We start from the raw sequence: 26546 nt of genomic DNA, 5'->3' as shown, positions 1-26546 counted from the left end.
GATCTATATTAACCTAATTTTTATTATAAAAATCTAATTCTTGAAGCTCCGCAATAAAACGATCTTTAATTTTTCCTTTTAATACTAGATTAACTTTTTTATGTTTTAAAATGATCGGAATGTCTCTACCATTGGCTATATAAGCTCCTGCAACTGCACCTATAGGCCCCGCAATAGCAAAACCTACAGCTCCTGCCAGCCCCATTTTTTTTATTGATTTAGTTGTTTGATCTTCTGGCAATTTATATTGAATATCCCATTCATCAAGTTTAGACACAAAGGGTTCAACATATTTTTCTTTGTTTACTGTGATAAAAAATAGAAACTTATCCGTTTCACCTGTTAAATATTTTATTTCTAATGTAATCAAGTTTTCTTTTAATCCAATTCTAATTGCAGATTGAGATGTATCAGCTTCCTTAATTTCATTATTAATAACTAACTCTGATAGATTCATTTTATGCATATATTTATGTTGCTTATTAACCTTTCTCACATACATAAAATCAGGTTCACCAGCATAAGCCTTTTTATATCTATTTTTATTAAGCCATTGTTCATAATCTTCCACTTTTCTGGTAATAGGATCCGTCTCAACTATTTTGGTTTCAATTACATGTCCACAATAACTACAAAACTTGGCATATTGATTAGATTCTTCCTGTTTACATTCTGGGCAAATTATCACTTTCATTAAAAATCCTTTTAAAAATCAAAACACCTTAAAGGTAAGCTCTTTGAATATTAAGCTAAATAATAATTACTTTATATAATCAGAAGCAATCACAACTCTTTTGCCTGTATCTGGCGCTTGGAAACTTATAAATTTAGGTTTATATTTAAGATTCACTTCATCTTCAAACCTCCATCTTCCCCATTCTTGTATATCAGGAAACCATGTAGCCCAAACCATTTTATCATTTTCAATACTACATACATATTTCCAATTAGTGTTGTCAAATTGCCTAGTATATTCTACATAAATTAAACCCTTATGTGTACGATAGTGATTTATAATTGATGTGCTTTTATTGAACATAACTCCAATGTATTCTTTGCATAATCTAACTTTATCTTCAATGGGTAATTTATTTTCCTCAGAGTTATTACTAAATGCAATTAAGAAAATTAAAAATATTAGTGAAGATATACATAGTCGATGGTTCTTTTTATCTGGTTTTGTAGCTTTATTGTTGGTGTCTTTTCCTTCTGATTCTTCTATTTTATTTTTATCTCCATCAACAATGCTTTTTTTTATTCGATTTTTATTAAACCATGGATCATACACTTCTATCGTTAGATTGTTAGAATCCACCTGAACTGAACTACTTGAAACTTCACATCCACAGTGGCTACAGAAATTAGAGTTTGAAATTATTTCTTTTTTGCATTGGAAACAATATTCTTTTTTGTTTTTATCTTCATATGAATCTTTTTCTTTCATAAATATTTCATTTGAAACTTTACAAGCTAAATACCTTTCAAGATCTTCCTTTGTTGTTCCTTCCACTAAGTGAAATTGGAAATCTTTTTCAATACAGTCCTTCAAAAATATTTTATTTCTGAATGCAGCGTATAAAATATTAGGTAATAAAAACGAAACTAAAGGTATAGCAATTAACTGAGGTGCTATAAACTCCAAAATTAAGTATAGAAAAATATATATTGGTAACAAAGCCAAACCAATTCCAAATGAATCTTTCATGTCAGGAAGGAAAGATAACAATATGATTTTCCACTCATACCCTAGTTTTACCTTTGTTAACTTTTGATTGTGTATGTTAATATTTACATATTTATCATTATTCAAATTATTATTGTCTGCCATAATATCCCTTTATTAATAATATGCTTTTTTTTCAAGAATATTTAAGATCCATTTTCTAGAGAAATAGCATTTATTCAACACAATTCATAAGCATCATTCTAAGTGATGTCGTTTGACAATTCCATAACAAAAGGTATCTTGGGGTTTTTATTTATCTATTCAAAGAAGGAACTCAAATGGGTAGCATCACGTTGTGGCAAATATTGCTTGTAATCCTAACATGGTTTCCAGCCGTTCACGTTCTAATCTCGAAACGCTCTCACGGTGGTGCAAAGTTTGCTTGGTTTCTGATAACCGCATTTACATCTTGGATCGGGTATGTGGTCTTCCTGATTGTAACTCAGAAGAACAAAGACAAGTTAGCCGAGTAATATATTTTAAAATAAGGGGGATATTTCCCCCAGCCATTACTTAGATGTTGAGCAATGCTCTACCTCTTCCAGTAAATTTTTAAAATTAATCTGCTCTATCCTCTCTTTCAATACCGCAGGTTTAATATCCCCACCATAAATATCGAAAGTAATCGACCCATGCTCATGCCCCACTAACGCACACAGCACCGCATCATAGTCACCTTTTTGTTTAAATTCATTGATAAACGTATGCCCTCTCTGTCAGACTAGTTGTCGCGCTTAATATTCAACCATTAAACAGAGGGCGTGGAGTAACAATGAAACATTATTCAGCGCAAAGCAAAGAGTCGGCTCTTCAGAAGATGATGCCTCCAAATAATATAGCAATAGCCCAATTATCAATCGAGATGGGGATTGGTGAATCAACCTTGTATAATTGGCGAAAACAAGCAATTGATAAGGGGCATTTAGTGCCAGGTGATGGAAAGAATGCTGAGCAGTGGTCATCAGCAAATAAATTCTCAGTCGTGTTGGAAACAGCCTCTTTAAATCAAGCTGAGTTAGCGGAATATTGCCGAGGCAAAGGTCTTTATGTGGAACAAGTATCGGCTTGGCGAAATGCGTGTATAGATGCAAACGCTAACGTTAAAGAGCAAGAAAAAGCCTTCTCCACCGAAACAAAGAAAGATAAAAAACAGATCAATCAATTAGAAAAGGAGCTACGTCGAAAAGATAAGGCACTCGCTGAAACCGCAGCACTATTGGTGTTAAGAAAAAAAGCAAATGCGATCTGGGGGGAAGCCGAGGACGAATGATCCTCGACTCAGCTCGCATTCAAGCAGTTAAACTAGTTAATGAAGCTGTGAGTTCTGGTGCGCCAAAGTTTAAAGCTTGCCGTGAACTTGGGATCAGTGTCCGGACGTATCAACGTTGGACTGTTGACGGGAACATAAAAACAGATGGTAGACCAATATCTCAGCGCCCTGAGCCAAAAAATAAGCTATCAAAAGCAGAGAGAGATAACATATTAGCCATCGTTAATAGCGATGATTTTAAGAGCTTACCACCAAGCCAAATCGTCCCTACATTAGCAGATGAGGGTATTTATCTTGCTTCTGAATCAACATATTATCGTGTTCTTCATGAAGAAAAACAGCAAAACGCTCGCGGACGTAGTCAGATAAAAGAGAGAAAAGTACCGACGACACACTGTGCTACAGGGCCAAACCAAGTGTGGTGTTGGGATATTACTTGGTTACCAGGCCCCGCTAAAGGGCTGCATTTTTATTTATATTTGATACTCGATATATTTAGTCGAAAGATTGTTGGATGGGAAATTCATGATGACGAATCAGCAGAAAATGCATCAATATTAATTAAGAAAGCTCATTTAAAAGAAGGAGTTAAAGATAATCCTCTGGTACTGCATTCGGATAATGGAAGCCCAATGAAAGGCTCATCAATGCTTGAAACACTTTATAGTTTAGGTGTCGTGTCGTCTTTTAATCGTCCTAGGGTGAGCAATGATAATGCTTATGCTGAGTCGATATTTAAAACGTGTAAATATCGCCCTGACTATCCGTATAAAGGGTTTTCAACAATTGATGAGGCGCGTAGTTGGGTGTTGAAATTTAGCCACTGGTATAATTTTAACCACAAACATAGTGGCATCAAATACGTCAGCCCACATCAAAGGCATTCAGGATTAGCGGGTGACATATTGGCTAATAGAAAAGAAGTTTATCAAGGTGCTAAAGATGCTCACCCTGAGCGCTGGAGCGGTAATATCCGTAATTGGGATTTACCAAAAGAAGTGTACTTAAACCCTGAACAAAATAGTGTCAAGGCTGAGAGTGCATAACGTAGTGATCGCGACAACTAGTTTGACAAACACCGTATGACGGAAACTGTAAAAAGTTTTACTTTGCCCATTGAAATCATAAGTCTTTTTAAACCAGCCAGTAACAGCTCTCAGGTACTTATCATTTTTACTATAATTAAGTTCCTTAAATAACCTTTCTCCTGCCTTTACTTGGTGTATAAAGTCCACCAGCCCCAACCTAATCAATTCAGAGTGTAAAGGTACTATTCGCCAAGCATTTCTATTTTTTAAACTTTGATCTTCTCGATTCGCTTGTAACTTAAAACACCAAATCCCTTCAATTTCTTCTACATCTTCTTTATAAAGTTGTGCTATTTCACTGGGGCGCATACCAGTATGTAAAGCGATTAACGGCATCCAGTATTTATAATTTAATGGCAATCGTGTCTTGGAACTTTTACCCAAGTCTCCACCTTTAAACACCTTATCCCCGAAGATTAATTTCAAGTCAGCCTCATCGAAAGGTAACTTTTTATCGCTATCTTTCTTCCGCTTATCTGTTCTATGCCCTAAACCTTCCCACGGATTGTAAGAGATCAGATTATGTTGCTTAGCCCACTTATATATTGTACTGGCATTTTCAACGTACCTATTTGCCGTAGTTTCATTGATTAATGGTAACTCTAACTTTCTGTTTTTTCTCACAACTTTGTCAGCAGTCAGACCATTGAAATGTTTTTTATTTCTCTCTTGCCTTACATCCTTGGGATACAACCTTGCCATCTCCAGCCCTTTGTTTGCATCATCACGGTTTACTTCCAGCATGTTTTGTTTCTGAATAAGTTCGTGCAATGTCCTAACTTGAGCGACTTTAGTATTAACAGTTTTTTCTGACGTGCCCTTGGTTAAACTTTCCTTTCTGTAACTTTCCAGCACAGTATTTATATTAACCGCTTTTGGTTTAGGTGCTTGCTGAACTCTGTCTATTGATTCTCCAGCTCTTAGCTTTTCAGCCCTACCTTCTTCCGATAAATAACTTTCAAAATCCGCAAGAATCTTTCCGACTTTATCCGACCTACCATCCGCAATACATTTCCGCACATTAAGGGCACAGTTAAATAATCGAGTGAGTTGTGTTTTGAGCTGAATTCTTTGTGCCAAAGGAAGCTCTTTCGCTAATGGTGTGATTTTCATAAAGGTATTCGCTTGTTCCGCTGGCGTACCCTTATCAGGATTGTATATCGCATTTAACCTTGCAGTGTCGAAATCTACTCCCGTGAGAATAAATTCTTCAAAACTATCCTTGTCTTCTATATTGTATCTATCAACAAGATCTTGAGTAGCTTTGAGAAAAACTGAAGGAGCTTTATTAACATCCAAATAATTAACTATACTTGTCATTACTAATGTTTTCTTAGCAACCACATAAGACAGCACTATCTCATCATCTTTCGTCATCCTTTCCCTAACCTCCAGTTCCAGCTTTAACGCTTTTAATCTCGCATCATTGCGGTTATATGTTTTCAGGGATTTTTTTATAACACACTTATTTTCAAAAAGGGATCTGAATTGTGGCGGGATTTGAAATCGAAAGTAAAAAATACCAGAAGATTTATCACGAAATATATAATTCATTTTGATTAGTCCAATAGGTTAGACCAAATCGTAGAAATAACGCTCAAATGAAGGTAAGTATCTGATTTAAAACAGGAATTACAGGTAGTGATGTTTGCAATATAAATTTGCATAACACTTAAAACAATTCAATAAGTTACATGCCACCTTGCAATGTAAGATTGCATAAAATTGTAGCATAAGTCTGCATAAAGTTAATATTAGAAATAATCCTGTAAGAAAATTACTTTCAGTGTAAGTTCATTGAATTTTAATCGATTTATCACTTGATTTATTTACAACCCATTTCAGGGTAATAATTTTCCGTTAACTTAGCTTTGGACAGGAACGATTTAGTGGATAGAATTAAATCGTTCGTACCAGATTAGAAAAAGTATATTGAAACCTCAGACACCTTTTATATAAATCAAGGCTAAAAATATGTTGGCAATGAACCTTCAAAATCTACTTGGCCATTTGAGTAGATCATGCAGTCAGAGCCCTGAATACTGACAAAACCGAGCCTACTGTAGAACTTTCGGTCAATGTCGCTATGCAGATATAAAGCCTTGCAGTTGAGGCTATCAAATAACTCTGATTTTACTAGATTAATCAGCCGAGATGCATAGCCTTTGTGCCGTAGCTCTCGAAAGGTCGCTACGGAACCAATACCAAAGCAATCCTCTTTAAGATTAAACATACTGTTATATACAATAAGCGACGATACGATTTCATCTTTTTCGACCAACACATACCAAGTGCCAGCTGAGTATTTTTTACTTTTACGACAACCAACTAAATACTCTTCCAACGAAAGACCAGAACTCCAAGCATCAAAGCCCATTGAATAAATTAAATCTAACTCATGCTCTTTTGCTTTCCTTGCCTTCATTCTTGAACTACTTTTTGCGTGTAATGATCAAAAGCGGTTACTTTTAGGTACCCCTCAGATTCATATAGATTCTGGGCGGTTGCATTATCAATTGCTGTTGCCAATTTCACAGTAACGGCATTTGTCTCAATAGCATAATTTTTGACCTTACGTAACAAACCTCTAGCTACACCTTGATTTCGGCCTGACTCATCGACAAACAAGTCATTCAGATACCACATTCGCTTCATTGCAACAGAAGAAAATGACGGGTAAAGCTGAACGAATCCAATTGGTATATCTGCATCACTTAATGCTAAAAAGATGATTGAATCTGATTTTTTTAAACGTTGATATATGAAGTTTTTTGCATGCTCCATATCTAATTCTTGGCCATAAAATTGACGATATAAATTGACGATATAAATTGAACAAGTGACTTACCTTATCAAGTTCAGTTACGCTCGCTTTAATTATTTTCAAATTAACATTCCTTGTCTGGTGTGAAGTTAAAAGTTTAACTCTTATTATCCAGTGTTCATGTATCTTTACTTCAACATTCGGGTACGTTTTTAAACAGAGCCTTCTTGGACAAAAATCATTTAGGGCCGATGCTCGAAATAGCCCTCTATTCATTACTTAATATATTCTGACCGAACCGATTCCCCCACTAAAGTGGAAGTAAAATGATAAATAAATATGCAAAAGGCAAAGTTTTCACCCCTTGCCTTTATATTTTTTGCTACAAAAATTCAAGCCGCATACCAACCATCAGCCAACACTTCTGCTTGCTCTAAAATAAGCTTAATCGCTTCATCTGTATCATCTGGCGGGTATTTCCATTTACGTAATAATCGGCGAACTAGGTTACGCATACGAGCACGAACGCTTTCACGTTTCTGCCAATCTACCGTCGCTGATTTACGTAACTGTTGAGTCAATTCAATGGCGAGTTGACGCAAATTTTCATTCCCTAGCTCACGAACGGATGACTCGTTTTCTACCAAGGCGCGATAAAAAGCGATTTCATCAACCGACAAATTCAGCTTATTCAACATATCCGCATCTTCTTGCATATCTTTCGCCCACTGGATCAGCTCTTCGATCACTTGAGCGGTTTCAATGCTACGGTTATGATATTTACGTAAGGATTCCATAATGCGCTCAGAGTACTTTTTCTCCTGAACCACATCATTTTTCATCCGCGCTTTCACTTCATCACGTAGCAGTTTTTCGAGCAATTCTACCGCAAGATTTTTCTCTTTCATGTTCTTAACATCTTCTAAGAACTCTTCTGAAAGCAAGCCAATATTCGGCTTATCTAACCCAACCATGGTAAAAATATCATCGACACCATCAGCCACTACTGCGTTATCTAAAATCTGTTTTAAAGCAGAATTACGCTCTTCGTCAGTACGCTTTTTATCGACCGTAGAATGCTTCATAAAGGCCGCTTTAATGGCAGAATAAAAGGCAATCTCATTCTTGTAGCCTTGGGTTTCATCCATGGTATTACATAAAGAATACGCCTTACTTAAAGCGGCCATCACATCTAAGAAACGGCGCTTACCATCACGGTCTTCACTTTTAGAGGCTTGTGACATCGAGGTAGATAAACCTGATATATGGTTCACCGCACCCGGCAATAAACGCAGAGCTTGAGTTTCAAAATCAGGGCGATAGTCAAATACCTTGCCATCAACAGGAGTTGCGAACATGCCACGAACGATGTCGATTTTTTCCATCAACACCGCAAAGGCTTCCGCCGTATCGACTGTAGGCTGCCCTTTACCTTGGCTATTGGTGTAGGTTTTCAGGGCATTTTTCAGCTCATTGGCGATACCAATATAATCCACAACTAAACCGCCGGGCTTGTCTTTAAACACCCGATTCACACGCGCAATGGCCTGCATTAGGTTATGCCCTTTCATGGGTTTATCGATGTACATGGTATGACAACACGGCGCATCAAAACCGGTCAGCCACATGTCACGCACTATCACCAATTTGAGTTCATCATCAGTATCTTTGTAACGTTTTTCAAAGAGCTTCTTGGTCTTTTTATCATGAATATGAGGTTGCATTTTTTCTTTATCAGAAGCACTGCCCGTCATCACGATTTTAATCGCACCTTTATCGGTATCATCGTGATGCCATTCCGGTTTGATCGCTACAATCGCATTGTATAAATCAACACAAATCTCACGGCTCATTGCCACTACCATGGCTTTACCCGGGAAGGTTTCGGTACGTGTTGTGAAGTGTTCAACCAAGTCTTTAGCAATCTGTTGAAGTCGTGGCTCAGCACCCACCAATTTCTCTAACGCTGCCCATTGTGATTTTATTTTCTCACGGCTTTCGGTTTCTTCGTCTTCACCAATTTCTTCTTCAACTTCATCGTTCAAGATTTCGATTTTGTCTTGATTGATATCGAGTTTCGCAAGGCGAGATTCATAATAAATCGGCACTGTTGCACCATCATCCACCGCATCTTGAATATCATAAACCGAGACATATTCACCAAAGACACCACGAGTATCTTTATCGTCCATGGCAATTGGCGTACCGGTAAAGCCAATAAAAGACGCATTAGGCAAGGCATCGCGCATGTATTTAGAATAACCGAACACATATTTATGCGACTTCACTTCTCCCTTTTCATCTTTGACTTCAACCAGTTTGGATTTATTTCCGTATTGGCTGCGGTGCGCTTCATCAGACACCACCACAATATTGGCGCGAGTCGATAAAACTGGATGCGCCGTTTCATCAGCAATCAAGGCAAATTTTTGAATCGTGGTGAAGATAATGCCACCGGATTGGCGGTTAAGTAATAACTCACGCAGGGCATCACGATCATCGGCTTGTTGCGGGATTTGTTTCAGTGTTTCTTGCGCCATGCCGAAGGTGTTATACAGCTGACCATCAAGATCATTACGGTCGGTCACCACCACTATGGTTGGGTTATTCATGCTTGGCTGTTGTAAAAGTTTGCTGGCATAACACACCATGGAAATACTTTTGCCACTGCCTTGGGTATGCCAAACCACCCCGGCTTTACCACTGCCGGGTTTGATTTTATCTAAGCCTTTGGTTGTGCTCACTTGATATGGGATCACGTTATCCGCCACCATGCGATCATCTAACAAGGCTTCATCTGCTTGCTTGGCTTTAACCGTGGCTTCAACTGCCGCTCGTACTGCATGGAATTGGTGATAACCGGCTATTTTCTTAATGATTTTGTCATTATCGTTTTCAAACAACACAAAGTATCGAATGTAATCGAGCAATAAATCCGGCTTAAAGAAACCGCGAACCATAGTTTCTAGTTGGAATTCTAATAACGGTTTATCATCTTCATTAGTGACCGTTTTCCATGGCATGAAACGTTCTTTATTGGCCGTTAATGAACCAACACGCGCCGTCCAACCATCACTGACAATTAATGCTTCATTGAAAACAAATAAGTCTGAGATTTCATCTTTGTAGGTTTGCAGTTGGTTATAGGCATTCCAAATATCCGCATGTTCATCGGCTGGGTTTTTAAGCTCAATGACAGCAATCGGCAAACCATTGATAAACACCACCACATCAGGGCGTCGATTGCCTTTGATGCCAGCAATCGTGAATTGATTCACCACCAAAAATTCATTGTTATCGGGATTAGTAAAATCCATTAACTGAACATGTGTATGTTTGGTTTTGGTTTCACCCGCTTCATAGACCGTATATTCCACCGGTACGCCTTCGATAAGATATTTATGAAAGCTGCGGTTACTTTTAATCAATACAGGCGTATCATGCGTTGAAACCGTATTCGCCACCTCAACAAGGCATTCTTCCGGTAAATTAGGATTTAAGATGGCAAGTTGTTTTTGCAGACGTTGCTTTAACACCACTTGATGATAGTCGTCACGCTCAGGCGAGATACCATCTGGGGCAATATCATAACCATTCAGATAGGTATAATTTTGTTCTTTAAACCAATCGAGGCAAAGCTGTTCTAGTTGGTCTTCCGTGATCTTCATAATTAAAATCAACCTTTATCTTGTAGGGTAACGCTTGGTTTTGTCTGTTTGGGCATATGTTCCCAAATGGAACATATGCTATCTCAACCAACTTTTCGGATTTAAAAACATTACTTAAATCTTTAATAACGACAGTTATTGCTCATTTTGCAACAACTGAATCTAACTCGATTTCGCCGGAAAGCAATTTATTATTAATTTTAGGCTTCATGCTTTAATTTTATTGCCTTCCAACTGTATTTGGATTTAGTTTTGTCCCATGACATTACTCTTGTTACTGTCACAAGAGTATCGTTCTGCATATCTGCGACCAGATTTCTCGGTATGTAGGTATCCTCTACAAACCCAAAGCCTTTAGGGGTGATATTTACTCTCCCTTTGACTTCAGAAATATCTGAAGATGTCTTAGGTCCACAACTAAGTGACGACACTACATCCTTTTGACCATTCTCTTCACGAAGAGTCAATTCTACATAATCACCAACTTTCGGATTCTCTTTGCTTTTATGAAGCCCGAGACGAACAGAAGTCGAGTATGTTCTAGTAACATAAGCATGGAAGCCTTTTCCAGAACGGTGGATGTTTTCAATGATAGCGATAACTTTCTTCGTCGGTCCGTAAATGTAATCTTGAGCATCTCTAGATATAGAATTTAAAAAAGGATTAAGTTGCTTCTCATCAACACTAGAGTCATACCAAGGTTGCAAAGATAGTTGTTCTAGCTCAGGTTTTATCTTCCTGCCATGGGCTTGGTATGCCGAAAGAGCAGTTTTCAGGCACATGGAGGCTTCAACATGCCGTTGATTACCGAGCAACAAAGGAATAATCCCCTGAAAAAGCTTCAGGCTAAAAGTAACGTCATGCGCAGACACGATGCCTTTAGCAAAAAATTTCATTGCCAAGTCACGATTTTGTTTTTGATAAGTCGCGGCCAGAGCCCCCCAAGCCCATGCTTCCTTTTGCTTCTTTCGCAGAATTGGCAAAATAAGTGAACGCGCTTGCTCATACTGACCTGCAACTATGAGACATTTTGCCTGATCATAATCCAACCAAATCATATGTTTGACATCAGATGCTTGTTGGCGCGTTAGGTGGATGAATTCCATCACTTGATTCAAATCTAACTGCCAAGGTTCCCGAGCTCTAAGCCATGCACTAGCAACTTGCCGTGCCGTTGAAAGCATTAAGCTTGGTGCTTCACCCTTTTCAGCTTGAAATGGTTTTTTAGCGTCATCATCGAACAAGGCAGCTTTCTGGCGAAGAACAAGATGAATCAGTGTCGGAAACCACTCAAGGTTCTTTTTAAACTGAACCAGCAACATTTTGTGTTCTAAGCCACCTGCTGGGATCTCAAAATTAACTATTGTTTGCAGTAGGCTTTCTATTTTATCAAACTCAAAATCGCTAGGACGATAGTTGTTTGAAGACGCTCCACGCTTGGCGATCTTCTCTTGCTGTTGCTTGATAAATTCATAGCAGACCCAAAACAAGGCTCCTTTCAAATATGAATCTTGTGGGGATTGTTCTAATGCGGAAAAACCGTAACTCCAAGCCTCTTGGAGTTGGCCTGATTTACGTAGGTTACCGACGATCCGGAAAGGTTGTTCAGTTGACATAATTTAAACCCTCCCTAAATTGGTTTAGAACTATTTCACTGTCCACATGTTCAACTTTGATCGACGATACCAGTCCTTTACCGCTAACATTTAAGTCCAGTTTAATGTGTCCATTAACACCAACGAAAGTCAAAAAAGCTTTGTACTGTGTTTTTTCCTCAACCAAAACAGTGCTCCACCCTTTGCTACTCAGATATTGGATTAATTCGTTTGCAGCAGATTCAATGGATTCGTTTTGATAGTTTGGCTGTGTAGATAACATTGACACTACAGTTTGATAATCAATAGACTCCGGCTTTAACCTCACCGATTGAATGGTGGTTTCATCTTTTTTGTTGTAGCTGAATTGAACGGTAGCGGATGAACCGTCATTTTTCTCAAGCTCATAAACTTGTTGATAGGGGCGACCTTGAATTACATCGCTAATACGCCATTCACTACCTTTAAGTAGTCGACTAATAGTCAGGTAGATCTTTGGGAACAAAGTATTAGAAACATCAAAGCCTACAGGCAATTTATCGCTAGCTGATTGCTCAGGGTCAAAATAGAAGCGAGGCTTGACTACAATTGGACTAATTTTTTTCGGAGTTAGCTGCCAACTTGCATTCGAAATTGGGTTTAAAGTCGGGTAATGCAGTAACCCTATGTTTGCTGTTGAGCAGCAAGTAACTGTATACAGCCAACGAAAATAACTATCTGATGAATGGTTAGCATTATCATGACAACATGAGGCATCAGCGTATACCTGTTCCCACCCTATATAGCCTTGAGCGCGATGCACAGTGAGGGCATATGCAAACCGTAGTCTAGCAGCATTGAAGTAGGGGCTGTTCATGATCGAGTATGCTAGCAGCTTTTGGTACTCCTCCTGTTTCAAGCGATATTCTTGATCTGTGGAGTGATTTTTAGCTTCATCTAGTATTCGTTTCTGATTTTTAAGCTTTGCAGTAGCTTCTTCGCGAGCAAAAATATTAAGGGCGACAAGCTGGTCAGGTGTCAGGTCTGGAGTTTCAGCAGAAAGGTATTCAGGAATGTAACGAACCCTGACATTTCCAGCTCCTTCAAAATGAATAGTTGCTGTTGCAAAATGTAATACAGTCCCTGCTTTTCTTCCTTTTAGTAGGATGGTTTTCGTTTCTATTTCCGGATCAACATTGACAACCTGCCCAAAAGTACCAGAGTTTATCCATGTGGTATCAGTAAAATCATCATTGATACCAGCAGCCCTATTGTGGACATCAACAACATCCCCAACAACTAGAATTGACATATCTTCAGTCATCAAGAACTTTCTGCGAATACCTCTGTTTACCTTAAAGGCATCAACGTTTTTGGCACATAAGAATACAGTCCGTTTTGGCCACGCCACGAGAGCACGACCAATTTCATCAGTATGCTTACCTACAACCACCTCTGCAACATTTTGCCCACTAACATCCGGCAAGCGACTAAATGTGTTATTTGACAGTGCAGAAATGAGTGGTAGTTGGAATCGTGAAAGCTCATCAGAGCTTACTTGTTCATTCAACTCACAAGTTGAAAACATGATGTTCTTGTCTTTAAAAACTTCGCCAATGAGCAAGCTTCGTTGAATACTTCCTCGTGTTAATTGGAATGGGTCACCAACCAATAGCATCTTCGGCAAGGCTGCGTTGTTTTCAATCAATGCTGTCAACATATCTTGTAGTAGGTAACCCGTACCGTACCGTGTTGTTTCTGTTTCAAACTTATCATCACCCAACAAGTGTGCATCTAGAAATATGAGTACTTCCCGAGTTGCATCCGGTATTGTCAAAGAAACATCGTAGCAAGCTTTATCTTTCTCAAGCCTACTTGGTCGGCTTGCGTATAACCAAGAATAAATAGATTGCACATCAGAAAAACCTAGTGCTTTGTATTTATTCGCGATACGAGCATTAGGGCTAAGGAATAGTGGGCTTTTTCCTTGTTCAGAAAGTAAATCTTTAATTATCTTGAGTACTGTCTTCTTACCACTATTTTTCGCTCCAATAATTGACAATACCGTATTTTGAGTGCTAGTAAGCCAAGAGGTAGCGCTATCGATAGCTCGTTGCTGGGTTGGAGTTAATCGTACACGCTTCTCAGTATCTGTTGCACTCTGGGGGATAGCATTAATGATAGGTGTGTTACCATCAGGATTAAACGATGGTATATCTAAACTCGTTATAATTTTCTCTATTTCAGAGCCAGATAAGTCAATTGCGGTGCTAGTGATAGCATCAATGGTTCTTACTACATGGCTCATATCCGAGACATGAAACCAGCGGCTTATACCTGTTGGAATCTGCTTATCATCAAAACGAATATCCTGATGGAACAGGCACAGACCAGCGATATGCCCAAGCTGCGGCTCTGATTGAAATACCACGCTCTCTTGCAGGTAGTTCAGTAGAGTAAACTTGTTGTTGCGAATTTGCTGATAGGGGTTAGTGCTGCCACCACCTTTCACTATCACACCGTTCGCATACCAACTGCCATTTTCACTGAATGAAACATCACCACCGTAATCTTTAAAATCGATAACGACAACAGCATGGGATTTTATGATAAGGGCATCCACCGGACGCCCAGCTACATACACATTACCAATTAGATGCAACGGTTCTTCTCTATCTTCCCATACTGCCTGCAAGAGATCATAGAGCTTATTGAACACTTTGTTCTCATGTGTGAATTCAAAGGGAGTAGCTCTGTAAGCATGAAAACTCATAGTGCAACCTCTAACTTTTCAGTAGTGGGATACTCACTTTTTTTCCCTTGAATACAATTCACCACGTATACTTGTACTTTTAACCAACCAAAATTGTTATTTTCTAATATTGCTCGTATATTCATTGTTATTTTTCCTAAGCAAACTCGACAATGATTCTATGTTTTAATTTTTTCTAGTTAATTTCCGTGTTCCCCTAACTCAATTTCGCCGGAAAGCAATTTAGAATAGGTGGTTTCAAACATCGTGTTATTTCCCTTTCACATTATCGATAACGGCCTGAAAAAGCTTTCCAGTCATACTGGCTGGTATGTGGATTTCACCATCCACAGACGATCGCTCTCCAACTCCATCGAAGAATTTCTCTATAAGGGACTTTTTGATATTTATCTGTTCTTCTTCTGGCAGAGAACTAATATAAGGATCTAAAGCTTTTACTTGCAATGCAAAACGCTGTGTTCGGCGAGCTTCATCACGGTGCTTTGTAGATTGTTGACCTGCATAGCCAGCTCCAAACAAAAGAACGCCCGTTATTGTAAATGTAAGTAAGTATCTAGACCAATCTAAGGATGCGCTTCTTGTTCTGATGCTATCAGATACAATTTCAGTAGATTGCTCTAGCGAACTATCGACTGTATGTAATTTTCCTAGGGAATACAGTCCAAATGCTAACAATAGCCAGATGACGGTCACTACTATGAAACCTAACGATATTTTTCTCCATAGATTCGCTTGATTTGACTCCCCTGTAGCCGTTTGAGCATACCCGCCAGAAATACTATCTCCAGAAGCCAATTCATATAACTCCTGTATCCGATTGTGCTTTTGCTCAGATTGCTCGGATAAATGTGACAAAAACATGCTCGTATCTGATTCTAACCTCTCAAGTTTTGATTCTGTTTTATCAATTAGCTCTTTATTTGATTCACTGACATTCTTTTCTAAATTATTCTTCCAGTCTTGATAGCTCTCTGAACGTTTATCCTGTGCTTCAGAAAATTGTTGTTGCCACTGTGATATCTGTTGATCAACTTCTTTCCTTCTATTTTCAATAACTGTCTCTAGCTCACTCTTTTCGTTTTGTAGACTTTCAAACTTATCCTTTAAATCGTGAAACTTACTAGCTAAATCATCATAGATTTCTCGCAATTGATCTTGTTCAACTTTAGGGCCTCCTTCCATCGGAGAGACTAACCAGTATTTACTGGCAAGAGCGTTAGTTAAATGGTTATTGGCATTGCGAATATGAGCCGCATTTCCATTGTTGTGAAAGCTACTTACTTGGTTCCAAACGTTTGCATTTCTGAGCGCTGAGTTAAAAGTGTCTAGTTCATTGGTTGCAACGAGTTCAGGGTCTACCTGTTTAAGATTATGTTGCACTCTCCTAATAACATTTTCGAAACGCCGTACTTCAGAGACATCATCAGTGATACCATCTATGTCAAGCTGAACCCAAGTTAGTAATTGATCGAGTGTATCGTGTAACGGATGACTATTTAATTTTTCAGCCCAATTAGACATTTGTAACCTCTACAGGATCAGTTAAATGAAGCTCACCTGACAGTAACTTAGGAAGCAAGGTATCGCGAAGAGTTGAAAGCTGTTCACTTTGGCGGACATTAGATGTAATTGCATCATAGAGTGGCTTCACCAATTTTTGATAAGCATTGAGCACATCCTCACTTGGAACCACAACAGAAATTGGCTTGAAATTCTTCTTACTAATCTCGGCAAATGTACTGCCACTGGCTCGTTGTTTGATTTCATCCATGCGGTGAACACACCATTGGAGCACAAACTCAGGCGGGAGAGCCTTTTCACATTTCATTGCGATATAACCTTGGTTTACAGCAAGTGGAACCTTAGCAAGGGCAAGATAACCTACTGGAGCACGCGAGGATAACAGGACAGTATCAACAGGTAATAAACCAGAGCTAACTTTCTTCAAGCCAGCTTCCGTTAGCTTGCTGGCAGTGTCTAACAGAACCTTATCTTGAACACCCGATAGATCTTTAGGGGAGGTCCAATGAATGTGCCCACCAACCCAGAAATTATCGTTCTTCTTAGATGGTGTACCTCCACCAACAACTGCGACCTCATCTCCAATTTCTGATAGCTTCCATCCTTCAGGCAACCCCGTATCGCTAACCAGCTTTTCTGGAAAAAGCGAGGCAGTGGCTTCATCCATTCCTTCGGGTTGTTCGCCACGCATTTTAGCTTTGACGGGTTCAAAATCAACAAACCATGATTTGAAAATAGCTTGTGCCATTTGTTCTAGGGTTTGGTTGTTTTGGGTGTTTAAATCAAGTTTATTTTGTAAATTCCATAATATTTGCGCTTGTTTCTCCTGTTCAACTATAGGCGGTAGTTGTACTTCATAAGCATCAAGGATTTTCTTAGTCAAAAATTTTGTTGCCGTTCCTACCGACATTTGTTGAAGTTCAGCCGTAACATGCTTAATTCTGAAATAAAGCCACCTCACACTAACTATAGATTTATCGATTGGTGTAATCACATAGGTTCGCTGATATGCGTTAAATTTTCCGTTATAGTATTTAACAGAAAACACACCATTTGCATTATTACCTGCAAGCAAAACAGCTTCGGTATCAAACGCATATTCATTGATAGCTAAGGTCACTGGAGAGCAGGTAAAAAACGGATAGTCGCCTTGTTCATCAGCAGCATTTGAATCTAATTTACCTGTTTTAAATAGTACGATTTCCTGCAACTTAACAGTACACCAGTTAGATTTCATACCCAATCCCCACTAGGTTCTTCTTGATCTCAGCTTCTAGCGTTGCTGATTCGGCAAACTGCTCGCTTAATTTCGACGTTAAGGTTGCCATTTTTTCACCAAATGGAATTCCGTCATCGACTTCATCCGCCGCGCCTACATAACGCCCCGGTGTGAGTACAAAGTCGTGCTTGGTGATTTCTTCTAACTTGGCCGATTTACAGAAACCGGCTTGGTCTTCATAGGTCACGCCATTGACCGCTTCACCGGTTTTCCAAGCGTGGAATAAATCCGCTACTTTTTGAATGTCGTCCATGGTGAAATCACGTAATACGCGGTCTTTCATATAACCAAGATTACGCGCATCAATAAATAGCACTTCGCCTTTACGGTCGCGTAGTTTACGGCCTGCTTTGTCATTACGAGCGGTTTTATTTTTGGTTAAGAACCAGATACAAGCTGGGATTTGGGTGTTGGTGAACAGTTGCCCCGGAAGCGCTACCATGCATTCAATCAAATCTTCTTCTATTAGTTTTTGACGAATAGCACCTTCGTTATTGGTGGTTGAACTCATTGAACCATTGGCGAGTAATAGAGCTTGAGAGCCATCTGGTGCAAGGTGGTGAAGCATGTGTTGCATCCAAGCAAAGTTGGCATTGCCTGCCGGAGGCATTCCGTATTTAAATCGCGGATCGTTTTCATCAACGCCAGTATTCCACTCTTTCATATTAAACGGTGGGTTTGCCATGATGAAATCAGCACGTAGCTCTGGATGCTGAACATTGGTGTAAGTGCTGGCTGGCTCTTTGCCGAAGTCATAATCCAAACCACGGATCGCCATGTTCATTGCCGCTAACTGCCATGTGGTGTGGTTGTATTCTTGACCGTAAATCGATATGCGTGATTTTTGCGTTAACGGGTCGACTTGCTTTTCATGGGCATGACGCTCGATGAATTTTTCCGATTGCACAAAGAAACCGCCAGAACCCATTGCCGGGTCATACACACGCCCTTCAAACGGCTCAATCATTTCAACAATTAAGGTTACGATAGACGCTGGCGTATAGAACTGACCGCCTTTTTTGCCTTCTGCTAACGCAAATTGACCCAGCATGTATTCATACACATGGCCTAAGATGTCTTTACTGTTAAGAGAGGCATGATCAAAAGGAATCGTCGCGATCAGGTTGATCAACTCATTGAGTTTGGCTTGGTCGATACGTAGCGCAGAATAGGATTTGTTCAGTACACCTTTAAGCTTTGGATTATCACGCTCAATGCCTTCTAAAGCGTTATCAATTAAGTGACCGACTGAGGTGATCTTTTTGATTTTATCGCCAACTTGAAGATCAGCACCACCAATCACTAATGGGCCGTTATCTTGTAAAAACTGCCAACGCGATTCTTGTGGCAACCAGAACACATTTTTCTCGGTGTAGTAATCACGTTGTTCCAGTTCGATTTGAATTTCTTCGGCAAGCTCTTCTGCTGAGTAATCGCTTGGGTCTAAGTAGTATTCATTTTCAGGGTTAGACAGATCAGCTTTGATTTCTTCTTGGCGTAAGGTGAACGCATCCGATACATATTTGACGAAGATAAGCCCAAGCACGGCGTGTTTATATTGCGCGGCATCTAAGGTTGAACGCAGTTTATCAGCGGCATTCCATAGCTTAGCTTCAAGCTCTTTCAAAAACTGTTGTTCTGTTTGTTTCATAATGAGTTTTCTTGTTTAGAAATATTCCTTCAATCATATCATTAGATGTCACATTGTCTTTGATTTATGCCTTACTTAAAGAACATTTTTATGAGGTAAGGTGCTCATTATGGAAGCTTGGAATAAAGGAAAACGTGTAGGTCAGAAGAAAGCATTTAAATTGGAGGATATTTGGCGTATACGTATTCGACTTGAATTAGAAGAGAGATTGTTTGAGTTGGCGCTGTTCAATTTAGCTATCGATTGTAAATTGAGGTCGTGTGATTTACGTAACTTGAAAGTTCAAGATGTTAGTCGTAGTGGCTGCGTGATGTCGAGAACCATTGTTAAACAACAGAAAACCCAGCAAGAAGTACACTTCGAAATCACACCCAAAACACAACAAACCTTGTCACAGTGGATAATTCAAAACGGATTAGCACCAACAGACTATCTATTCCCTAGTCCTAGACGTGAGGGAAAGCCAATTTCATACCATTACTACACTTCCTTAGTGAATCGCTGGGTTACTGATATTGGACTGGATAAAACTCAATACGGCACTCATTCACTGCGCCGGACAAAAGCTTCTTTGATCTATGCTAAGACTAAGAACCTTAGGGCTATTCAGTTACTTCTGGGTCATGCTAAGCTCGAAAGTACTATTGAATACCTTGGTGTTGAAATTGAAGATGCACTGAGGATTTCGGAGAGTTGTGAGACTTGATTAAGTAACGCTCAATTTTACTAGCTGTAATATCACGACATAAAACTTAATTAGGGCTGTTACCTCTATCTGAAATGATCTATTTAGATACCTCATCTTGAAAACGTTGCCAAAGAGGTTTTAATTGTTTTCTTATGCTCTTTGAGTTCATGATTTTGGCTGCTCGATATCCGTACGATAGAAAGTTTCTTTGACCACGTGCTGTATACAGTTTGTGAAGCTTTCTTTTGTATAGGTATGTTTGCTCTGGCTCACCTTTTTCACGACGGATTCGATTTTCTTTTTCCATCGTTTTCTTAGCTAGTTTTACGCCACCTTTCATTTTTTCAGAATAACGAGCCAACGCAGTAGAGCGCAAAAAAATCGAATGCCCATCAAACAAAAAACCTAAATACTGTAACGGTTTTTGTTTACCATGCTCGTCAAATGAACTCAACTTACCATCGTGAATTCTAAAGTCTCTAATCTCTGTTTTATCACTATTAATTTTTACTTTTAGCGCAGTAACTTTGCTATTTGCTAGTTTCTCTATCATATCTCGATGTTTGGAAGGGACAATAAACAACATGTCATCACAATACCGAAAATACTTGCCATCAACAGAGTCAACATAGCTCTTCATTTGTGCGTCAAAATTGAGCATATATATATTAGAAAGTAATGCGCTGATCGGTGAGCCTTGGGGGATACCCATCATTCCATTCGGATTTTTCTTAATCAATCCAGAAGCACGTACTTTCTGCCTAAATTCACTAGGTGAACAAACCCGATTGCGCCCGTTAGCTTTAGGGTTATATTGAGAGATATCAAATAGATCGAACAGGGCACATTTATCGACCGTTGAAAATTTGGTCAATGAGCGGAAAACATTGTAGTGATCTTTTGGCAAGTAATCCTCACCGAGTAATTTCCTCCATTCTTCTTTTAAAATTTGATGGTCTAATGTGTCGAAGAACTTAGAGAAATCCAAAGCTATAACAGAGCAATCTTCAAACTTACTTATGTGCTTAAACGCATCATCTGCGAAATGAATATTACTTTTTCCATCTAATTTACGGAAAGCTAATACTGATTCATGCAATCCTAATTTCTTGATTTGCTTTTCGTATAAGGTTGATAGTTTAGAAGCATAAAACGCGTAGATATGACTATCTACATGAGATGAATAGGCAACACCTCTTGGTTTCGGCTTGCGGTATAGCTTACCAGTAGAAGTATCTCGATCTAACTTCGTAAGCTGGAAACTATATGAAATGAAAGGAAAAAAGGCATGCCTTGCAACCGTTATTGGGTCGGATGCTATTCGTTCAGCCTTATGAACTGAGACAGGTATATCAAAATGAAGATAGTTTCGCTTGGTAAACCAAGGGTGCTCAGTAGTGTTTTTCATAAGAAGAGAGATTCTATTCTAGCAAAACCCAAAGGGAGTGGACATGCGGCCTTTCCGTGTATCCCTTTGGGCTTTAACTAACTGGCCTAACCAATCATCTGGCCCCTAAAGGCACACGCCGCGATCTATTAGAAATGATATATAATGTAATCTGCGATGGAGACTATACAATGGTAATCTTACGCTTCATGACAATGTGTTTATCTTGGCTCTGCAAGGATAAATGCATTGACAATCTGTCACAGCCCTTCACGCCTTTCGCGTAAAGCACTCACAAGGTAATATTTTTTAATTAGGTGATCAACTTCGCTTTTCATTTCTGTGCGTGTAATTGCATAAATCAAAAATCTAAGACTCAAGTTTCAAAGAAATAGGGCTTTTATCTAAGTCGCTTTTGTCCCGAAGTGACTCCAAATCATCTTCAGCATATCTCCGGGCAACCGATTTCTAACTACTCACCTTCAATGAATAATTGTGCAATCACATATATTTCCCTCACATGAATTTTATTGAGGGAAATTTCGAAACAGGACGACAAGCAATTTAATGAGTGAAAATGACAATGGGGCAATTTCGAGTTACGCCCCCCTTCAGCAAGGTTCTGGACAGAAACGGCTTAGATTTGCGCACTAAGCCGATGGTTTCGGATAAGCTGAAATTGGGAAAAAGGGGCTTGTTACAGTCTAAAAGCTAGATGACTATTCAATTCACTATCTAAAATAATCTCAAACTCTAGTGACATTAGGAAAGTGAGACATCTAAGACAAATACATCTATCAGCCCTTTGATCTCTTGTGGCAACCTTTCTTCAATAATCAATTTGAGAGCCTGTGCACAAGTAATATCATTATTTTTGCGCCCAGCAATAGCTTCTCTGGCACCAAACCATATGACAAGATATATACCTTGCTGTTCTGCATCAGGGTGAATTGAATAGCGTTGATGCAACTGAGCGGAAGCCGCTGTATACAAATCCTTGTGCCACTGCCCTTTAGCTTCAATTACGAGTAGTCGCCTTTTACCTCCAATCATTTTCTCTGCTGTTATATCAATTCTATTTTGATTTTTAGTCTGATGTTCAGACGAAATAGTAATACTTTGTGGGTGAAGTACTAAGTTCAGACGTTCGGCAATTATCTCAACACAGCTAACTTCATTTCGGTGTATAACTTTCCCGTTATCATCTTTCGTGTAATATCTCGTAGCAGCATTGAATTCCCCACCATCTATATCCTTCTGATATTCTCCAAGTTTTTGAAGAACAAGTTGTCGTAATCCTTCCACTGTAACAACAGCGTTATTGTCCAATAAATCCACAATTTTTCCTGGAATAGGTGGCTCGAAATCTCTCAGCGCTTTTTTCCGCAGCTGCTCAGCTTTTATGCTTTTCAACTTTCTCTGAATATCACTAAAACTGTGATCTTGAATGAGGCGATTAAGGACGGGAATTGCTTCCTCAGGTGTATCGCTACCTATTGACCAAATAATTTCAGTGAGGAAACGATATGCAGTTTCTCCCACTGGGCTTCCAGTTCCCGAACTGCTAGGAAGGTGAACCTTCGGCCATTGATTGAAGAAAGCAACTAACATCGATTCTATCTTAGTAGATGTTAGATTTGGCCAGTAAGAAGAACTGTCTCGACTCATTCTACTTGAGCGGCCCTCAAACAGAAGCAGTGAGTTTCTATCACTTTTAAGCCAATCAAAATATGGCTTCGCTATTTCTAAATCCAGAAAATAGAAGGCTCGAACAAACCAAAACTTGCGCTTTTCTTCGATCTTTTCATCATCTGTCAGCTTGGGAAACTTAGACAAAAAATTAGAACAATGAGTCAGAATTATTTCATTCAGATTATTTCTATCTCCAAACTGCGCTGCGAGATCGAACAACATATCAAGCGCGTAAAGACCTAACTCATCGAAACGTTCAAGCCATTCAATTGGTAACTTTGTCCGCAAGGGTGTAAATATCTCATCATACTTCAACATATCTACTCTCGGATGAGAGCACTGGGAATCTACTAACTGAGGTTCGACATAGGAACGGAGAAACTGTTCAATTGATTCATTATTAGGGAAAAGTAATCGATTAGCTTCCGCTTTTAGAGCGTCGAACTCGGTTTCGTCAACCGCATCATATCGAACATTGAAGTTGGTCTTTAGAGCTAGGAGTAATTCTGGCTTAACGCTGTCTAAGTTTCCGTATTCACGCATTATTTCAATGCAAGATGCGAAAAGGATCGTTTCAACGTATAACCCCTTGGAGGAGCATCGCAATTCAGCCAGTTTGTTTAAGCTAGGAACTTCTGGTTCAATGAATTCATGGCAACTTTTAAGAGCGCTTTTCACAATTTCCTCGTTGCCAAATTTAAGAGCAACCTCTTCTGGTTCAGTAAGCACGGTCTGGGCAAAATTAACCAAACATCCCCAATGACGACCACTCTCAACTAGTTCTCGATTTTCTTGGATATATTGAATGTTTTCGGCATAGATATCACTTTGTCGCTGTTTATAGCGGCGAGACATTCGATTACTTCTAGCTCCCCATCGTTTATAGTTTTCTTTCGCAAGTAGCGAATCAGCCCTATTGCATTTAACCCACTCTCGCATAAACATCGGCTTCTCCAATGCCTGAATTCGCATGTGGCGTCGCAAATCATCTGGGCCTCTTTCCTCTGGCTTACGGTGTCTATTATGTCTCGCAATAAAACTCCCCCATAGTTCAGGGTTATCTGTATCAAATGCTAGATCAACTATAAACTTAAAGTCTTCATTAAATAAGCAGAGGCCTGAGTGTGAGTGAAGATCGAACTTATGCATCTTAATCTCAAATATTTGGTCACGCTCCGTTATCCCGCTGAAAACATGAGTAAGAATACCTTGTCGTAACTCGCTATTTTCATATATTACTTGAACAGATCTACTGTCTTTGGGCCCCATACCTCTATGGAAGTTTAAATTTTCAACCCAGCCCCAAACGCGCAATGGCTCATAAGGGGGTAGTGCCATATCAAAATAATGGTCCAGCATATAGCCGACAATCTTACTTATACCGTTTCGACAACCGCATTCATATGATTTTAAACCACAGATACAGGTAAGATCTCGAGTTAATGCATCTAGCAGTTGCTCGACATTTTCTTTATCTAATCTGAGAATTAGAGATTGTATAAAGTAACGAGCTCCAATTACTCGCTCTAGTTGAAGCTTATTGCTTGGATATAAATTTGCACAAGCCAAAAAGAACTTTTCGAGAAACGTTAATCCGATCGCATTGAAATCAAGGCTCTCCATTCCTTTAGCTGCCACCTCAAGTGACGCTGGAGTGGCTTCAGATAAAAGATTCGTCAAATCTGATTCATGATCATAAGTAGTACAATCCAAAAGACATTTCATTGCATAAATACGATTATACTTGTCTTCTTGAGGCTCCAGGAGGATCTGACGTAACTCATCGGTCAATAGGGGAGCAATAGGAGATTCAATCAATAGTTCAAGAATTAAATTACGTAGGTGCCCATCGCCTTGGCGGTTAAGCAGTGCTTTGGTATCTACGATAAGACCTTCTGTGAAAAAGCCTGCAACACTGAACCTACGCCAAAAATCGCTTCTCCTAAAATATGGATCCATTTCCTCGATTTCCTTCAGTTTAGACAAAAGTAATTGCTTTGATGAGGGGGCTAGCTGAGAAGGGTCTCCGTTTGCAAGGACTGCGTAAGGGTCGAGTTCAATTGCAGCATGTTGGACAGCCTTATTCCCCAAAGCAGCCATCCAGCCCAGTAGTCCACGAAGTTCATCTCTTACGGTAGAGTTCGGCGCAATAATTGGTAGGCATTGGTGTAATGTTAGGGCATCTGCAGGGTCTACTATTCGCTTTGTAAGGTGGGCGGCTGCACAATACTCAGCTACTATTTTGTGGACAGGACGGTGTTGGTCAGTACTATCCCCTGGCTTGAAAAGCCTAGTAGAAAGGACATTGAAAACTGATGGTTCGCTACCAACAAGTGATGTAAGCATAGGATATATGCGGTTTTCTTCGAATTCGCTGACGCTTACCCCTTCTGCTCCAGACAATAGCAGTTTGGCAAATACCTCTGACGAAATATCGACTTTTTGACTCGCGGAAAGTGATAGGCTGGTTCTTGAGGACGTTTGACTTACTTCTTTAGCTAATCGTTCCACTGCAAGTTTGAAGATAGATTTTTTATCTGCAAAGTTTCTTTCGCTTTCAAGGTAAGCGTCAGCAAACATTTTCAGGAACTGGGGGTTCGGCAGAAGGGCTTCCAGATCAAATCTACTTACTTCTGAATAGAATCTAGTGAAGTCTTCTCCTGGGGCATGGTGCTCAAAAATAGCGCGTTGTTCAGAATCACCAAACTCGCAAAGCCTAACCACTAATGGTTCAATTCCCAAAAAACTCTTAACTGCATTTGTGGCAGCTATATCCCACTCACTAGATCTGCTAGAAATAACGACATGGGTGGGCTTAGCTATCGTTATTTTTGCCAGAAGTTTATGAATGCCACTTTGATCAATTTTGGCAAGTTCATCAAAAGCATCAATCACAAGTGGTGTATTCTCGTGCTTAGCACCTAATTGTACGAACATGTTTGCAGTAAATGAAGATGTACCCAACTGTTGAGCCAAACTTCCAAGAAGTTCGGTTTTACCACCTCCAGGTTCGGCTAACACGACAACGCAACTTGAAAAAGCTAAGAGCTCTACTTCCGAGAAAGTCTTGCTTTCACTTGAGAGTCTACGCGGTAAATATAGCTTCGAATACATAAGCAGCAGTCACTTTCCTGAGGTAAAAAGGTGTAGAATTACTCAGAAAATCTAACAGAGTTTTTAAGTAATGTCTTTGAGCAATATTTTTATAATCAGTCTGTTATGGATAGCCTATGTAAAGAAAGCTTGCGGAGTGTCTAGTGACTTCCCAACAATTAGTTGACACTTTACTCTCCAGAATCACCTATTAGGTGTACTGAGTTCTGTCTTATCCGTTAAACACACATTAGTTTTTATATAGAAAACTCGAATAAAAAATCTCGTGGGAGTATTAACACTAACAAACTTTGGGGCATTTTCGTGTTTCATGCCCCTCAGCACACTTCTGGACAGAAGCATTTTAGATCT

General features: G+C 39.3%; 15 protein-coding genes. 2 read left to right on the top strand and 13 right to left on the bottom strand.

The window, feature by feature from the left end; all coding sequences use genetic code 11:
- Window positions 1–13: 13 nt before the first annotated feature.
- Together VCASEI_RS05345 and VCASEI_RS05340 are read right to left on the bottom strand one after the other, a co-directional pair.
- Window positions 14–694: a hypothetical protein gene (locus VCASEI_RS05345; RefSeq protein ID WP_089110908.1), complete on the bottom strand. Its 681-nt coding sequence runs from the start codon at window positions 692–694 to the stop codon at window positions 14–16.
- Window positions 695–760: 66 nt separating this feature from the next.
- The gene (locus VCASEI_RS05340; protein WP_089110909.1) at window positions 761–1828 is read right to left on the bottom strand and encodes a hypothetical protein; all 1068 of its coding nucleotides are present in this window, start codon (window positions 1826–1828) and stop codon (window positions 761–763) included.
- 670 nt (window positions 1829–2498) lie between these two features.
- Between VCASEI_RS05340 and VCASEI_RS05330 the strand changes: the two genes are divergently transcribed.
- Window positions 2499–4042 (top strand): IS3 family transposase gene (locus tag VCASEI_RS05330; RefSeq protein ID WP_110957763.1). Its coding sequence is split into 2 segments (ribosomal slippage): window positions 2499–2964 and window positions 2964–4042, totalling 1545 coding nucleotides; the frame shifts between segments, so codons are not numbered across the junction.
- Here VCASEI_RS05330 and VCASEI_RS05325 read toward each other — a convergent pair.
- From VCASEI_RS05325 to VCASEI_RS05285, 9 genes are all read right to left on the bottom strand, one after another.
- Complete coding sequence (locus tag VCASEI_RS05325) at window positions 4001–5638, bottom strand: site-specific integrase (RefSeq protein ID WP_089110802.1); 1638 nt, start codon at window positions 5636–5638, stop codon at window positions 4001–4003. The genes VCASEI_RS05330 and VCASEI_RS05325 overlap by 42 nt on opposite strands.
- A 412-nt stretch (window positions 5639–6050) precedes the next feature.
- Window positions 6051–6509 (bottom strand): GNAT family N-acetyltransferase, encoded by a 459-nt coding sequence (locus tag VCASEI_RS05320; protein WP_089110803.1) that lies wholly within the window; start codon window positions 6507–6509, stop codon window positions 6051–6053.
- Window positions 6506–6868: a GNAT family N-acetyltransferase gene (locus tag VCASEI_RS05315; RefSeq protein ID WP_238321392.1), complete on the bottom strand. Its 363-nt coding sequence runs from the start codon at window positions 6866–6868 to the stop codon at window positions 6506–6508. Before VCASEI_RS05315 ends, VCASEI_RS05320 begins: the two co-directional genes overlap by 4 nt.
- Before the next feature lie 372 nt (window positions 6869–7240).
- Window positions 7241–10516 (bottom strand): type I restriction endonuclease subunit R, encoded by a 3276-nt coding sequence (locus tag VCASEI_RS05310; protein ID WP_089110804.1) that lies wholly within the window; start codon window positions 10514–10516, stop codon window positions 7241–7243.
- A gap of 200 nt (window positions 10517–10716) precedes the next feature.
- Complete coding sequence (locus VCASEI_RS05305; RefSeq protein ID WP_089110805.1) at window positions 10717–12132, bottom strand: tetratricopeptide repeat protein; 1416 nt, start codon at window positions 12130–12132, stop codon at window positions 10717–10719.
- On the bottom strand, window positions 12122–14863 hold the full coding sequence (locus VCASEI_RS05300; protein WP_089110806.1) for an NERD domain-containing protein/DEAD/DEAH box helicase: 2742 nt from the start codon (window positions 14861–14863) through the stop codon (window positions 12122–12124). Before VCASEI_RS05300 ends, VCASEI_RS05305 begins: the two co-directional genes overlap by 11 nt.
- A gap of 249 nt (window positions 14864–15112) precedes the next feature.
- The gene (locus VCASEI_RS05295) at window positions 15113–16384 is read right to left on the bottom strand and encodes a synaptonemal complex protein 1 (protein WP_089110807.1); all 1272 of its coding nucleotides are present in this window, start codon (window positions 16382–16384) and stop codon (window positions 15113–15115) included.
- Window positions 16377–17621, bottom strand: coding sequence for a restriction endonuclease subunit S (locus VCASEI_RS05290; protein ID WP_089110808.1), 1245 nt, complete (start codon window positions 17619–17621; stop codon window positions 16377–16379). The genes VCASEI_RS05295 and VCASEI_RS05290 overlap by 8 nt, the downstream gene beginning before the upstream one ends.
- Window positions 17611–19314: a type I restriction-modification system subunit M gene (locus VCASEI_RS05285; protein ID WP_089110809.1), complete on the bottom strand. Its 1704-nt coding sequence runs from the start codon at window positions 19312–19314 to the stop codon at window positions 17611–17613. The genes VCASEI_RS05290 and VCASEI_RS05285 overlap by 11 nt, the downstream gene beginning before the upstream one ends.
- 109 nt (window positions 19315–19423) lie before the next feature.
- On the opposite strand from VCASEI_RS05285, the gene VCASEI_RS05280 reads away from it, so the two are divergent.
- A complete protein-coding gene (locus VCASEI_RS05280; RefSeq protein WP_089110810.1) occupies window positions 19424–20020 on the top strand; it encodes a tyrosine-type recombinase/integrase in 597 nt (198 codons plus the stop codon).
- 79 nt (window positions 20021–20099) lie between these two features.
- Here the strand turns inward: VCASEI_RS05280 and drt2 are convergent, their stop codons facing one another.
- Complete coding sequence (drt2, locus tag VCASEI_RS05275) at window positions 20100–21410, bottom strand: antiviral reverse transcriptase Drt2 (RefSeq protein ID WP_089110811.1); 1311 nt, start codon at window positions 21408–21410, stop codon at window positions 20100–20102.
- A 741-nt stretch (window positions 21411–22151) separates the two neighbouring features.
- Window positions 22152–26102, bottom strand: coding sequence for an NACHT domain-containing protein (locus VCASEI_RS05270; RefSeq protein ID WP_238321391.1), 3951 nt, complete (start codon window positions 26100–26102; stop codon window positions 22152–22154).
- Window positions 26103–26546 lie beyond the last annotated feature (444 nt).

The organism is Vibrio casei (assembly GCF_002218025.2).
Classification (GTDB): domain Bacteria; phylum Pseudomonadota; class Gammaproteobacteria; order Enterobacterales; family Vibrionaceae; genus Vibrio; species Vibrio casei.
Note: the sequence above shows the minus strand (reverse complement) of the source record. Positions and strands in the feature narration are given on the sequence as shown.